We start from the raw sequence: 14,235 nt of genomic DNA, 5'->3' as shown, positions 1-14,235 counted from the left end.
CACTGTTGTCCGGCGGACGCGACCTGGACTTCCAGGGACGCCAGATGTCGCACAGCTACCGTTCACGCTGACACTTCGTACAGACCGACTGCCCATCGTTCACCTGTGAACGATGGGCAGTTCGCTGTAAACAGTTGGTGACATCTACTATCGAACATATGTTCGATTGCATGTAGTCTGAGGTCATGGAATCGGGGGATCCAGGGTCGGCCTGGCAGGTGCAGATGGGCCGACATGTCGGCGCGCTGCCTGCTGTCGCCGCGCCGGTCGACGATCCTCGCGTGTGCGCGCTGCTCGCCCAGCTCGCCTCCGCGGTCGAGGGCATCGCCGAGCTCGACGCGTCGACGCTCACCAGCGAGGACCGACTGGCGCTCGTGTGCGGGGCCGAGAACACCCGTCGGCTGCTCACCGGCGCGTCACACACCTGGCTCAACGGCCTGGTGGCCGGCTCGGGCTTCGACTCGGTGCTCGGTGCCATCGGAGCGAGCGGCGTGCCGCATGCGCTGGCCCACATGCTGCGCATCACCACGGCTGCTGCGGCATCCCGGCTCGCCGTGGCCCGCGATCTCGGGACCGGCACCACGATGACGGGCGAGGCGCTGGATCCGCCGCTCCCCCACACGGCCTCGGCGGCACGGGACGGCGCGCTGGCAGAGGCACACGTCTCGATCATCCGCTCGTTCCTGAAGAAGCTTCCCCATGCAGTCGACGCCGAGACCCGTGACTCCGCCGAGCAGACCCTCGCCGACCTTGCGCGGACCGTCGGGCCGGAGGAACTCACGGCCATCGCGACGCGCCTCACCGAATACCTCGATCCCGACGGCGCGGAGCCTGATGATCGTGACCGCGCCCGGAAGCGCTTCTTCGAACTCGATCCCCAGGGCCCCGATTCGATGACGACCGGCCGCTTCTGCGCCGATCCCGAGCTGCGTGCCGTCCTCGAGGCGTTGTTCGCCAAGTTCGCGGCACCGGGAACCCTCACTCCCGAGGGTGCCCCCGCAGCAGTCGATCTCGATGCCCCGGCTCCGACCGACGCGCGGGACCAGGAGGCCGAGTGGGATCACCGCACCCCCGGCCAGCGCAATCACGATGCACTGACATACCTGCTGAAGGACTCGCTGTCGTCGGGGCGCCACGGACAGCACCGCGGCGTACCGCTGTCCGTGATCGTGTCGGTGTCACTCGAGCAACTCACTGCCGCAGCGGGTCTCGGGCTCACCGCCACCGGGTCCACGATTCCGGTGGCGGAGGTGGTGCGGCGGGCAGCCGAAGCGCACCACTACCTCCGCGTCTTCGACGGGGCGAGCGGCAGCACGCTGCACTTCGCCCGAGCTCGCCGGTGTGCGAGCACCGACCAACGGCTCGCCCTGTTCGCCCGCGACCGCGGCTGCACCGGGCCGGGGTGCACGGCCCCCGCGTCACGGTGCGAGGCGCACCACGTCGACGACTGGGCGGCGGGCGGTCTCACCGACATCGACGATCTCGCGCTGGCGTGCGACGTCCACCACCCTCTCGTCGGCGAACGCACCGGCCAGTGGGCCACCAGCATCGCTCCTCCGGGTCATCCGTACCCGGGAACAGTGCTGTGGCATCCGCCTGCCGTCATCGACGAGGGTCGGCACGGCATCCCGAACCACCTGAACTTTCCCGAACGGCACCTCGCGCCGCCGCCGGACGACTGAGCGAATCCCGACACGGGTGAACCCGGATGCTCAGCCGGAATGTTCAGCCGTGAACTCCGTGATCTCGGCGAGCGCAGGCTTGGGCGAGAAATCGCGGCGTACCACTCCGAAGTTCTGCTCCGTGTCGGACAGGTCGCTGCCCGAGTCGCGCAGGCTGTACACATAGGCCGGCCCGAGCCAAGAATTGCCGAGAAGGGCATTGAGCATGATGGCGATGGACTCGGCCTGCCCCTCCTCGCTCATGGCGTTCTCGTCGGTCCCCGTGGGCGCCCCCATCTCGGTGATCCAGATCTGTTTGTCGCCGTCACCCTCGGCGGCCATCACATCGTGCATCGACCACATCGCCATCGCGGTGTTCCACGGCGCCGTCGCCAGATCGTTCGGAAGAAACGGCCACGTGTACGGGTGGACATTGAAGGCATCGAAATAGCGATTCGCTCCGAGGGTGTACAGCGACGAGAGGAAGGCCGTCGGCGAGATGTTGGTGCCGTTGTTCACGGCGGGCGCCATGCCGCCGGCGAGCACCAGCGAATCCGGGAGCACCTTCTTGATGGCGCGGTACGTCGCGCGCAGCATCAGCGCGTACACCGTCGGATCGGGTAGCGGCGTGAAGTACGTCGTGATGTTCGGCTCGTTCCACACCTCCCACAACGCAATCCGATCTCGGTACCGCTCCGCGGCGAGCGCGGCGAAAGCCGCGAACACGTCCGGACTCGCCGGGCGCGCGTAGGGCTGATCCCGGGCCGTCGCCACACGCGCCCAGCCGGGCGCGTAGGTGACGATGGCGTACGGGCACATGCCCCGAGCGATGATGGCGTCGACCACCCGGTCCGTCGACGCCCAGTCACGCCGACCGGGCTGCGGCTCCACCACCGACCAGTCGATGTCGATCCGGACCGAGAACATGCCGGCGATCTTCGCGATGTCGAGTTCGCGTCCGAGGTCCTCGTCCGACAGGAACCCGAACGAACCGCCGGGAGAACCACCCACCCGGACACCGTCCGATTCCGCGACGCACCGCGGCACGTCGCCCGACGGGGCGCCGGACGCCTGCATCGGAACACCGACGAGAACGAGAATGGCAGCGACGGCCGACAGAGAACACCGCCGAAGAAAGCCGACACCGGCTCCGCGCCGAGTCGGCCTCGAACGAGAAACAGACCGATCGGTGAGCACCGGGCCAGGCTAACAGCGGTGGCCGCGCGGGGCGTACCAGCCAAAACGGACACAGGCGAGACTCCGAATACGATGATTCTCCACATCGCTCGATCCCGTACACACCTGCATTAGTATCGGCGAAATGACGACGGGAAACGACGGCTTCGACGCCCGCCTGAACGAGGTTCTGGAGCAGCAGGCCGTGAGGGTCGGCGAGACGGTGCCCGCATATGTTCGGCGCGCTGTGATGACACGCCTGGTGAAGGAGCTCGCCGAGGCCGACGACACCGATCTGGGACACCTTCTCAAGCGCCTCGAGGCGACGGCGGATCCCGTGCCCGACACGCCCGCGTCCACGTCGCCCGCAGGATCCGAGATGCCCGCGATCGTCACCGACCCCGATCGGGTCCGCGCCGTCGAGGCCACCGGCCTACTCGACACCCCGTCCGAACCGGCCTACGACCGCATCGTGACCATGGCTGCGGACGCCTTGTCCACGCCCGGCGCCTCGATCTCGCTGATCGACAAGGACCGGCAGTTCATCAAGAGCGCCGTCGGTTTCGGACCGGAGGAGGAGCGACCCCGGGAGATTCCCCTCGAGGCCGGCATGTGCCGTCACACGGTGGCCCTGGGTGAGCCCCTGCTGGTGGAGGACGCCCGCCTCGACGAGAAGTTCATGAATCACCCCGGCGTACTGGACAAGACCTTCATCTCCTACCTCGGTATCCCGCTGGTGGACGACGGCGGTCACGCGGTGGGCACGCTGTGCGTCTGGGACGCCGAACCACGGCAATGGACGACGGGGCACGTACAGGTACTCAAGGACATCGCGTGGATGGTTCGCGAGCGTATTTTCGAGTGAGCGAACCATTCCGGGCGTGATCTGCCTTTTCGCGCCGTTTGCCTGTCTATCGGTCGCTTTTCCGTAATGGCGCCGTGACCATTCTGAGAAGACACCACTCAAGAATGGTCTAGTGTTGACCTCGGTCGGTCAACCACTAGGTCCGTACGGAGTGAATCCTGTGTCCGAAACACTGGAATCGCGAGATACGTTGCTACGCAACGCCCCTGCCACGAGGGTGTCCAAAGAACGTGGATTAGCGGACCGTCTTCGCGTCGATCCCGCACACACGATGGTCACCATCGCGGCAGATGCGACGGCAGCGATCCTGGCGGTCGCCGTGGCGAGGTTCTGGCCGGGTACCGGCGGCATCGATTACGGCTGGGTGCCGTGGTTGTTCGTACCGCTGGTCCTGCTCATCCTGGCGTCTCGCTCGCTCTACCGGCGCGGACTGCGACGGAACTTCCTCGACGAGATCGGTCCCGTCGAGACGTCCGTGGCGATGGCCACCCTCCTGGTGCTGACGATCCTGCTGGTGATCGGCACGGACTATCGACCCGGCCTCTTCATGGTCCGCGTGTGGATCGCCGCGGGCATCCTGGTGGCGGTGGCGCGGTTCGTGCGCACGACGATCCAGCGCTACCTGCGGGTGAACCACAAGTCGGCTGCGCCGACACTGATCATCGGCGGCGGCCCGATCGCCCACCAGCTCGCCGCTCGCATGCACCAGTTCCCCGAGTACGGCCTCGACCCCGTGGGCGTGCTGGACAAAGCACCTGCGGTCGATGCGCAGCCGGACACTCCCGAAGCACTGGCCGTCCCCTACATGGGCACACCGGCGCAGCTCGCGCAGGCCATCGACGAGACGGGTGCCGAGGAACTCGTCATCGGGTTCTCGGACGTTCCGACCGAGAGTCTGGTCAAGGCCATTCGCACGGCCCACTCGAACGGTATGCGCGTGTGGTTGGTACCGCGCCTGTTCGACACCGTCGGGGTACGTACCCGCGTCGAGCATCTCGGCGGGCTGCCCCTGATGGTGTTGCCGCACACCGACCCCAAGGGATGGCAGTTCGTCGTCAAGGGCGTCATGGACCGCGCTCTCGCCGGGCTCGGTGTGCTCGTCCTCTCCCCCGTCTTCCTGATCCTCGCGCTGCTGGTCAAGACGAGCTCTCCCGGGCCCGTCTTCTTCTCCCAGGAGCGCATCGGCCGTGACGGCAACTCGTTCGGCTGCTTGAAGTTCAGGTCCATGCGCCCGCCGCGCGCATCGGACGCCGAGTTCGCTCGCGTCGAGGGCTCCGCACCGGGCGGTGTCGAGGGTGTCGATCGCCGGACGCGCATCGGCAAGATCATGCGCCAGACATCGCTCGACGAGTTGCCCCAGCTCCTCAACGTCGTCCGCGGCGACATGAGCCTCGTGGGTCCCCGACCGGAGCGCCCCGCGTACGTCGATCTGTTCGAGATGCAGATCCGCCGCTACGGCGAGCGCCACCGGGTGAAGGCAGGTGTCACCGGGTGGGCCCAGGTGCACGGACTGCGCGGACAGACGTCCATCGCCGACCGCGCCGAGTGGGACAACTACTACATCGAGAACTGGTCACTGTCCCTCGACATCAAGATTCTGTTCCTCACCATCGCGGCCGTCCTGAAGAAGGCGGAAGACTGACCGTGTCGGCGGTCCCGTCATGCTGATCGTCCTGGAGGGGCTCGCCGCGGTCGTCGTCCTGATCGTCGCGTTCCTGGTGGCGCGCGCGGTCTTTCATCGACCCCAACTCGGCGTGCTCCTGGTGGCTGCGTTCGTCCCACTGAACGGTCTCCTCGCCATCCTTCCGCTGCCCGGCTTCGTCGCCGGATGGAAGGAGGGCCTGGTGATCTTCACGCTCGGCAGCGCCTGGATCCGGCGCAGCCGAGCGCTCGGCGTGCGGCGCCCGACACTGCTGATGCCCTGGTGGCCGGCCGCAGCCCTGTTCCTGGTGTTCGGGACGGCGTCGGCACTGCTGTCGTTCGGTGTCATCGGCTTCGTCGGCATCAAGGTGACGTTCTTCTACCTGCTGCTGGTGGCGATCCTGTGGCTCGCACCGTTCGACGCCCGCGACCGGGACCACCTCGTCACCATTCTCATGGGCATGGGAGCGTTCACGTCCCTCGTCGGCATCGCCCAATTGCTCGCCGGACCGGCGGCGCTGGTGGCACTGGGGTACGAGTACGGCACTCAGGTCCGCACGTCCGGCGGCCTGCTCCGCACGTTCAGTACGTTCAATCTGCCGTTCCCGTTCGGGCTCTACGTGATGCTGTCGCTGCTCGTCGGCGGAGCCGTGGCGCTGGCGAATCCCATGCGTCGACGCAACCTGTTGTTCCTGTGCGCGAGCCCGGTCATGGTGGTCGCCATGTCGAGCGCCATCGTGCGTGCGGCTCTGCTCGGACTCGCGGTCGGGCTGATCTACATGACCATCATCCGGTTCCGCGCACTCGGCGGCCTGCTCGTGATCATGGCGGCGCTCGTCGGCGCGATCCTGCCGTTCGTCCCCAAGATCACGTCGGTGTTCTTCTCGTCGAGCAGCCTGAACGAACGCGGCGGTCGGTGGAACGAGGTCATCGAGAAGGTGCGCACACACTGGCTCGGCGAGGGGCTCGGGTCGAGTGGCGCCGCAGCGGACCGGATCTCGTCCGCCGCGGGTGAGAACATCACCGGATCACAAGGGCTGTCAACCAATTACCAGCCCGACAACTACTACGTGAAGACGGCACTCGAACTCGGTCCCATCGGACTGTGGGCCGTCATCGCACTCCTGGTGACCGCTCTGATCTGGTGCACGCGACTCTCGCGCACCCTCCCCGGTCAGGACGGCGCGCTGACACTCGGTGTCGGCGCCTCCATCGTGGCGGCGATGTTCGCGTCGCTGGTGGCCACCTATTTCGAGATCTTCCCTATCGACGTCTATTTCTGGCTCTTGTTAGGAGTTGTGGGATGCGCAGCAGCACAACACGAATCGTCTTCGGGGCCCTCGCCCTCCGTCCCGGCGGCAGCGGCGTCCAGACATACATCCGCGAGCTCCTGAGGGAGCTGCCCGGCCGTCTCCCCGGAACGGACCTCGCCGCCGTCGTCCAGAAGGACGCGATCGGCGAGTTGCCGACAGGCGTCGACGCGCTCCCCCGGCCGGTGTCCGGCGGCGCCGTCCGCGCGGTGCTCGGTGCACTCCCGGTCGGGCCGCACGACGTGGTCCACGGTCTCGACGTCGACCTTCCCCTCGTCGGCCGGGGTGCCACCGTCGCCACGGTGCACGACATCTCGGTCATCGACATGCCCTCGGCGTCGAGTCGCTTCCGCGCCGCCGGCGAACAGCGCCTCGTCCGACGCTCGCTGCGCAAGGCCGATCTGCTGATCGCCGTCTCGCAGTTCACCGCCGACCGCATCAAGGCCGTCAGCGGCCGCGACGCCGCGGTCGTCGAACTCGCGCCGGCCGCGTGGGCCACGCCGCCGGAGGACGGCGCGGTGGAGACCGTGCGCGCGAAGTACGGTCTGCCCGAACGCTTCGTCATGCAGGTGGGCACCGTGGAGCCGCGCAAGAACGTGCAGCTGGTCGCCGACGCCGCCGAGAAGCTCGGCGTGCCCTTCTTCCTGGCGGGCGCGGGGTCCACCGGCCCGGACGCACCTCGCTACGCGAACGGGCTCGGCTACGTCGACGTGGAGGATCTGCCCGCGCTGTACGCGGCAGCGACCGTCACCGCGTACGCGTCGCGTTACGAAGGTTTCGGCCTGCCCCCGGTGGAGGCGATGGCGTGCGGCGGCGCCGTGGTCGCGAGCGCGGTGGGAGCCCTGCCCGAGGTGGTCGGCAAGGGTGCGGTGCTGCTCGACGACGAGCGGGTCGACCACTGGGCGGAGGCACTGAGCCCCTTGATGTTCGACGAGACCGCGCGGGCGGACCTGGTGACCGAGGCCCTGCACGCGATGGCCGACCTGACGTGGGCCCGGACCGCCCAGCGCACCGCCGACGCCTACCGGGACGCAGGCCTGCTCTGATGGACGACGACATCACCGTCGAGGGTGCCGTCACCCCTGGACCTGAGACCACAGCACCCGACTATCGCGCGCTCGCCGCCGATCCGAAGGCGGCGGCGCGGGCGACCGCGGCGGTGCTGATCTCTCGGGTGATCGTGGCGGGACTCGGCTGGGTGGGCAGCGTCATCGTGGCCCGCTCGCTGAGCCCCGAGGGATGGGGCCAGTTCAGCTTCGTCTTCGCGCTGCTCGGACTCATGTCCGTCGTCACCGACCTCGGCGTCGGTCGCGTCGTCCTGGCCCGGCTGATGGACGACGATGCCGACGAGATCGGCCGCACCGCATCGTCGTTCCTCGCACTGCGCACCGTTCTCGGACTCGTGGGGTACGTCCTCGCCGTGGGCTACGTCGTGGTGCTGCAGTACCCGGGTGAGGTGATCGCGGCGACCGCGCTGGGCGGCCTCGTCGTGGTGTTCGCGACGCCGTCCCACGCGCTCTCCGTGCTGTTCCAGGCTCGCCATCGACTGTTGCTGGTCGCGGTCATCGAGAGCCTGGGTCAGGGCCTGCAACTGGTGCTCACCATCCTCGCCGCCGTCTTCGCGCCGGTGCTGCTGATCTTCGTGCTGCCGGCGGTGCTGAACGAGGCGTTCCGCGCGGTCGGCAAGGGTCTCGCGGTGCGGCGGCGGTCGGTGGGGCTGCGCCCGTCCCGTCACATCGACGTCCACCGGTGGGGTGCCTACCTCCGCGAGGCGATTCCCCTCGCGATCGGCTTCGCGCTGACCATCGCGATGCTGAAGATCGACGTCCTGATGCTGAGCCTTCTCGACACCTTCGACGCGGTCGGCCTGTACTCCATCGGCTACAAGTTCTCCGACATGATGGACACCATCGCGCTGGCCGCCGTGGCGCCGGTGAGCACCCTCCTCGTGGCGGCCTGGCCGAGCGAGACGGCCACGTTCCGCGCCCGATCCCGTTCCGCGGGACTGTACTTCGCGACCTTCGGCGCCGTCGCCGTCGCCGGCTTCTGGCCCTCTGCCGAGCCGCTCATCCGCCTGCTCTACGGCGAGCGCTTCGCTCCCGGTTCCGACGCGGCACGGCTCCTCGTCCTCGGTGCCGCGATCATGTCGCTCATCCTGCTCGGCATCTTCCTGCTCGCCTCCGCGGGAATGCAGCGGCACTACCCGCTCGTCGCGCTGTTCGGCCTCGCGCTCAACATCGGCCTCAACGTCGCGCTCATCCCGCGGTTGTCCTACAACGGATCCGCCATCGCCACCGTCGTCACGTTCGGTGTCACGGTGATCATGCTGTGGGTCGTGATCGAGCGCAGCATGCCCATGTCGGGGCTGCTCGCCGTGTCGCCGATCCTCGTTCTCGCCGTCGTGACGGCCGTGGTGACGGTCGGAGCGACCCTGCTGGTCGACGCGGCACCCTCTCTGTGGTTCCTGATCTCGGTCGTCGCGGCGCTCCTGGTCGCCGCGTGCGGGTTCCTCCTGTCCAGGCGCGACTCGCGCAGCAACTCTCCTGCCCCGGAGGTCGCCTCGTGACTCCGGATCGCACCACCGTCTTCGTCGCGCACACCGCGAACATCTCGGGTGCCGAGAAGATGCTGCTGGCGCTCGTCTCCGAGGCACTGCGGGGGCCCGGCGGCGTCACCGTCGTCTGTCCCGTCGGAGCGTTGTCCGAGGCGCTGCCCGAGGCCGCGGCGCACGTCACGATCCCCGAGCTGGGCCTGGGCGGAGAGCACGGCCTCGCCCGTATCGGCGCCGCGGCGAGAATGGCGGCACGGTGGGTGTCCGCCGCACGGACGCTGCGTGCGGTGACGCGACGGCCGGCGACCCACACCGTCGTCAACTCGCTGTTCGCCCTGCCCGCAGCCCGACTGGCTCGGCCGCCGCACGGTGTCGCGTGGCTGGTGCACGACGCGATCGCCGCGGGACGCCAGCGCGCCGTCGCGTCGGCGAGTCGAGCCGTCGTACGCCGCGCCGTCGCGTGCACGTCCGCCGCGGCGGCGCCGGTGCGCGACCTGGGCATCGAGGTGGAGATCGTGCCCTACGGCGTGCCGTGGCCCGTGGAGGACTTCGCTGCTCCCACCCATGCGCCGCCCGTCGTGGGCATGCTCGCTCTGCTCACCCCGTGGAAGGGGCACCTCGTCCTGCTCGACGCCGTCGCCACGCTCGACGACGTGGTGGTCGAACTGGCGGGCGGCAGCTTCTCCGGTGACCAGGCGTACGTCGACGAACTGCACACGCGCGCAGCACGTCCCGATCTCGCGGGTCGTGTCCGCTTCCTCGGACACGTCGATCCGGACAGCGTGCTGCGACAGTGGGACGTCGTGGTGTCGGCCAGTGTTCTCCCCGAGGCGGGACCCCTGTCCGTCCTCGAGGCCATGTCCCACGGGGTGCCGGTGGTGGCGACCGATCACGGCGGTCCCACCGAGTTCCTCGCGCGCGGAGAGGGCGTGCTCGTCCCGCCGGGTGACGCGGCGGCACTGGCCGACGCCCTGCGGAGGGTGCTCGGCGACGACGCGGCGCGCGCGGACATGGGAGCACGGGCGCGGGACACCGTCGCGACCCGCCACGACATCGCGCACACGCTTCCCCGACTGTTGACGGAATTGACCACATGAATGTCGGCGCGAAAACGGTCAACGGCCATTGTCGAGGCGGCGAGAATGGGTACCGCGTCGGTTTGTCTACATTTCGCGAACCGATCTCCCGGACGGTGACACACGGTGATTGGACTACGCAGGAATGGCCTCCATCCCTGCGTAGTATCGAATGGGACATGCCGTCGACCGGGCATGAATGCACGCGCATCAGCAACTCGAGGAGATTCGGTTGGCGCCCGTAGACGACCCCGTGCACCGCGGAGACGTACCTCCGCCGATAGACCTCGCCGGGCACATGCGGGAACTGGGACGTGCGTTCCTCCCTGCTCTGGTGATCGCGCTGATCGTCGGCGCCGGCGTCTTCGCCCTACGCGAGTTCGGCACCGAGAAGCAGTACGCGGCGTCCGTCGTGACGGAGATCCGGGCGACCGGTGAGGTGATTCCCGGCGACGCGTTCATCGAGCAGCTGCGAGCCCCGTTCATCGGACTGGCCGGGGACAACGACGTGCTGGATCAGGTCCTGTCGCAGGTGGACACCGGATGGGATGCCGGTGAGCTCGCCTCGCACCTCGAGCTCTCGCCGGGAACCTCGCCGGCCCTGCTCACCTTCACCGTCACCGCGGACTCGCCCGAGCTCGCACTCGAGGTCGCCCGCACGACGGTGACGACGGTGTCGCAGGCATCGTCCGCCAACGCCGCCCGCAACGCGCAGGGGCAGCTCGAGCAGGTCCAGGCCTCCATCGCCGCCGAGGAGGCACGCAACTCCCAGCTCATCCCGGGCGACCCCGCCCGCACCGCCTCGGACCAGTCGCTCGCCGATCTCCGCGACCAGCTGACCCAGCTGCAGAGCACGGGCGGTGGGAACCAGTTGGTGGTGCTCGCCGTGCCCGAACAGAGCACCGCCCCCGTCTCACCCATGCCGGCCTCGGAGGCGTCGGTCGCCGGGCTGGTGGCGTTCATCGTCGCCGCCGAGCTGATCGTGTTGTTGCGCAGTCGACTCGGGCGACGTCCGCGCCCCGCCTGGGCCCGCCGCGTCGCCCGCAAGCACCAGGCCGAGTTCGATCCGAAGGTCACCATGGGCCTGCCGCCGGTCGTCGCCGCGACGGTGGCCGCGTCGGTGTCGGAATCCACGCGGGGCGCGCCGTCGTCGAACGGGAACGGCAGTAACGGCAACGGCACCCGCTCGGCCGGCGCGCGGCACGCCGCCCACGGTCGCGTGGAGCAGAACGTGCTGGTGCTCGTCGGCGACGACGCCGTGTATCCGACTCCCACCTCCCTGTCCGCGGGCGGGCAACCCCGTCACCCGGACGCACTCGTCGGGGCCGACCTCACGAGCGAGTGGTGGACGTTCATCGACGTGCACGACGTCGAGACAGCGGTGGTACTACTGTCGTCCGGTGGACATGACCGCCGAGCTGCCGAGGGAGTTCTGAAGCAGTTGCGGACGTTCGGCATCCACACTCACCTCGTCGTGCAACCGTCCGGCCGCAAGCGCCGGTCCGATCCCGCTCCGGGAGGACGCACGGCTTCCCAGCGCCCCGAGGAACAGGTCGGACACAATGCCAGACACTGACAAGATCGCGATCGTCCACGAGCGCTTCACCGAGATCGCCGGGTCCGAGCACGTCGTCGAACAGCTCGCTCTGCAGTGGCCGGGCGCCCGGGTCTACGCACCCATCGCTCGGCCCGAGGGAACCCCCGCCGGGCTCACCACGCCGCCGAGCACCACGTGGCTCAACTCGATCTACAACGGCATCGGTCAGCGGTCCTACGCCCCGGTCCTGCCGCTGATGCCGACGGCGTTCCGTCGTCTGCCGCTGCGGGACGCCGAGGCCGTCGTCGTCAGCCACCACGCCTTCGCGACACAGGCCGTGCACGCGACCGATGCTCCCGTCATCGCCTACGTGCACAGTCCGGCGCGCTGGGCGTGGGATCCGGAACTGCGGGCGGGTGAGGGCGGCGGCCGCGCAGGTGCCGCGATCCTCACGGCACTGTCGGCCGTCGCACGGCGCTGCGAGACCGGTGCCGCGCCGCGTCTGACCACCGTCGTCGCCAACTCGACCGCCGTCGCGGACCGCATCTCGCGATGGTGGGGACGAGACGACGCCGTGGTGGTGCACCCACCCGTCGACACCGAGGGCTTCACCCCCGACCCGACGGTGGAGCGCGAGGACTTCTTCCTCCTCGCCGGGCGTCTGGTGCCCTACAAGCGTCCCGACATCGCCATCCGCGCGGCAGCCCTGGCGGACGTACCCCTCATCGTCGCCGGCGACGGTCGCGCGATGGAGCAGTGCCGCGCCCTCGCCGGACCGAAGACGGTGTTCCTCGGTCGGGTCTCGCACGAGAAGCTGCTCGAGCTCCACCGCTCCACGCGCGCACTGCTGATGCCCGGTATCGAGGACTTCGGCATCGTTCCCGTCGAGTCCATGGCCACCGGCACCCCGGTCATCGCGCTCGGTGAGGGCGGTGCCGTCGATTCGGTCATCCACGGCACCACCGGGTTGCACGTGCAGCCCGGTACCGACGACGAGATCGTCACCGGTTTCGCCGACGCCATGAAGACGTTCGATCCGGCCCAGTTCGATCGAGCGCAGATCCGCGTCTGGGCGGAAGGCTTCTCGCGAGCCAACTTCCGCTCACGGATGCAGGAGGTGATCGATGCCGCAGTCTGAGTACCCGTCGACCGAACTCGACCGCACCTTCGCGTCCGCGCAGACCCTGGCCGTCGTCGGTCCGACGGCAGGTCTCGACGTCGACGCCGTGCGGGCGATGCTCGCCGCGGCGGAGAGCGCGTCCCCCACCTCCCGCATCCGTCTCGATCCCCGCTCGGACCGACGGAACTGGGCCTACCGCACCGACATCGGCGCCGGCACCGCCGTCACCAGCAGGCCCGATCTGGCCACCGACGACCTCGGTGAGCTGATGGATCGCGTGCGTACCCGCGACGGTGTGCGGGCTCCCGTGGAGATCGTGCTGTGCGGTGACTACGCCGTGGTCCACTACTCGCACGGAGTGGGCGACGGGCAGCTCGGCGTTCTTCTCGTCGGCGCCGCTGCGAGCGACCCCGGCTTCGCATTCGCTCGCAGTATGGCTCCGTCCCTGCCGAGAAACGCGACGTGGAGCGCACTGCGACGCCACTACCGGTCCCACCCTCGGGCCCTGCAGGACCTCCGGCGCCTGCGCGCCGTCCACAAGCGGCGCGATGCACCGACCGACGGGGTTCCGACCCGCCGCATCGAGCACTGGGAATCGACGAAGACCACCCGCGCGGCCTACATGCGTCCCGAGCGGGTCGCGGAACTGCGGTCGTGGTCGAAGGCGAACGCACCCGGCGCGACCGGAGCGTCCGTGTCCGTCGCCCTGATGGTCGCCGCGCTGCGCGCCGAGGGTGTGGCGCTGGACGAGCACGTCATGATCCTGTTCAACTGCCGCCGATACCTCGACGAGAAGCACCGCGCCGAACACGGCAACTTCGCGATCGGTATCCCGGTACGCCTGCCCGTGCTGCCGACGCCCGGTGACGTCGCCGGGGTCATGAAGCAGGTCATCGACTCGGGTTGGCCCATCGCCGTGCTCGGAATGGCCGATGCGCGAGCAACTCTCGAGGGGCACAGGACAGCCCCGGCACCGGCGCCGAGCGAAGACGTCGTCACGGTTCCCGACCGACCGCGTCTCGCGGTGAGCGACCTGGGAACGCTGTCGTGCTACGACCACCTTCCCTGGCTCGACGACGGGCGACCCCGTCAGATGACGGCCTCCCTCGAACCCGACGGTCCGGACGGCATCTCGATCCTGGTCTCTCAGGTCCAGGGTGCGCGGACGTACTCGGCATCGTTCTGCAGCGGCATGATCGAGACCGAGATCGTCGACCGTGCCCTCGCTCGCGCGTGTGCCGATCCCGTCGCGCTGCTGCAGCAGAACACGGCCGACCTGCGCTCCGACGGCGAGTGAC

11 protein-coding genes are annotated in these 14,235 nt (G+C 68.9%); 10 read left to right on the top strand and 1 reads right to left on the bottom strand.

Annotation, left to right across the window (positions count from 1 at the left end):
- Nucleotides 1–185: 185 nt before the first annotated feature.
- Nucleotides 186–1,682, top strand: a complete 1,497-nt coding sequence (locus HQ325_RS06590) for an HNH endonuclease signature motif containing protein (RefSeq protein WP_222627462.1) — start codon at nucleotides 186–188, stop codon at nucleotides 1,680–1,682.
- Nucleotides 1,683–1,712: 30 nt separating this feature from the next.
- On the opposite strand, the gene HQ325_RS06585 is transcribed toward HQ325_RS06590, so the two are convergent.
- Nucleotides 1,713–2,738, bottom strand: a complete 1,026-nt coding sequence (locus HQ325_RS06585) for a beta-xylosidase (protein ID WP_261777705.1) — start codon at nucleotides 2,736–2,738, stop codon at nucleotides 1,713–1,715.
- A 244-nt stretch (nucleotides 2,739–2,982) separates the two neighbouring features.
- On the opposite strand from HQ325_RS06585, the gene HQ325_RS06580 reads away from it, so the two are divergent.
- The 9 genes from HQ325_RS06580 (at nucleotide 2,983) to HQ325_RS06540 (ending at nucleotide 14,234) form a co-directional block, all read left to right on the top strand.
- Entirely contained in the window at nucleotides 2,983–3,702 is a 720-nt protein-coding gene (locus HQ325_RS06580; protein WP_222627460.1) for a GAF domain-containing protein, read from the top strand.
- Nucleotides 3,703–3,973: 271 nt separating this feature from the next.
- On the top strand, nucleotides 3,974–5,344 hold the full coding sequence (locus HQ325_RS06575; protein WP_222627458.1) for a sugar transferase: 1,371 nt from the start codon (nucleotides 3,974–3,976) through the stop codon (nucleotides 5,342–5,344).
- 19 nt (nucleotides 5,345–5,363) lie between these two features.
- Nucleotides 5,364–6,737 carry an O-antigen ligase gene (locus tag HQ325_RS06570; protein WP_222627456.1) on the top strand — a complete coding sequence of 458 codons (1,374 nt, stop codon included), beginning with the start codon at nucleotides 5,364–5,366 and terminating at the stop codon, nucleotides 6,735–6,737.
- A complete protein-coding gene (locus HQ325_RS06565) occupies nucleotides 6,647–7,699 on the top strand; it encodes a glycosyltransferase family 1 protein (RefSeq protein WP_222627454.1) in 1,053 nt (350 codons plus the stop codon). The genes HQ325_RS06570 and HQ325_RS06565 overlap by 91 nt, the downstream gene beginning before the upstream one ends.
- Nucleotides 7,699–9,219, top strand: a complete 1,521-nt coding sequence (locus HQ325_RS06560; RefSeq protein WP_222627453.1) for a flippase — start codon at nucleotides 7,699–7,701, stop codon at nucleotides 9,217–9,219. The genes HQ325_RS06565 and HQ325_RS06560 overlap by 1 nt, the downstream gene beginning before the upstream one ends.
- On the top strand, nucleotides 9,216–10,301 hold the full coding sequence (locus tag HQ325_RS06555) for a glycosyltransferase family 4 protein (RefSeq protein ID WP_222627451.1): 1,086 nt from the start codon (nucleotides 9,216–9,218) through the stop codon (nucleotides 10,299–10,301). Before HQ325_RS06560 ends, HQ325_RS06555 begins: the two co-directional genes overlap by 4 nt.
- Nucleotides 10,302–10,512: 211 nt before the next feature.
- On the top strand, nucleotides 10,513–11,856 hold the full coding sequence (locus HQ325_RS06550; protein ID WP_222627449.1) for a hypothetical protein: 1,344 nt from the start codon (nucleotides 10,513–10,515) through the stop codon (nucleotides 11,854–11,856).
- The gene (locus HQ325_RS06545; protein ID WP_222627447.1) at nucleotides 11,843–12,955 is read left to right on the top strand and encodes a glycosyltransferase; all 1,113 of its coding nucleotides are present in this window, start codon (nucleotides 11,843–11,845) and stop codon (nucleotides 12,953–12,955) included. The genes HQ325_RS06550 and HQ325_RS06545 overlap by 14 nt, the downstream gene beginning before the upstream one ends.
- Nucleotides 12,942–14,234, top strand: a complete 1,293-nt coding sequence (locus HQ325_RS06540; RefSeq protein WP_222627445.1) for a hypothetical protein — start codon at nucleotides 12,942–12,944, stop codon at nucleotides 14,232–14,234. Before HQ325_RS06545 ends, HQ325_RS06540 begins: the two co-directional genes overlap by 14 nt.
- Nucleotide 14,235: the final 1 nt, after the last annotated feature.

Source organism: Rhodococcus sp. BP-349, assembly GCF_019835845.1.
Classification (GTDB): domain Bacteria; phylum Actinomycetota; class Actinomycetes; order Mycobacteriales; family Mycobacteriaceae; genus Rhodococcoides.
The sequence above is the reverse complement of the archived record's forward strand: the minus strand, read 5'-3'. Positions and strand labels throughout refer to the sequence as shown.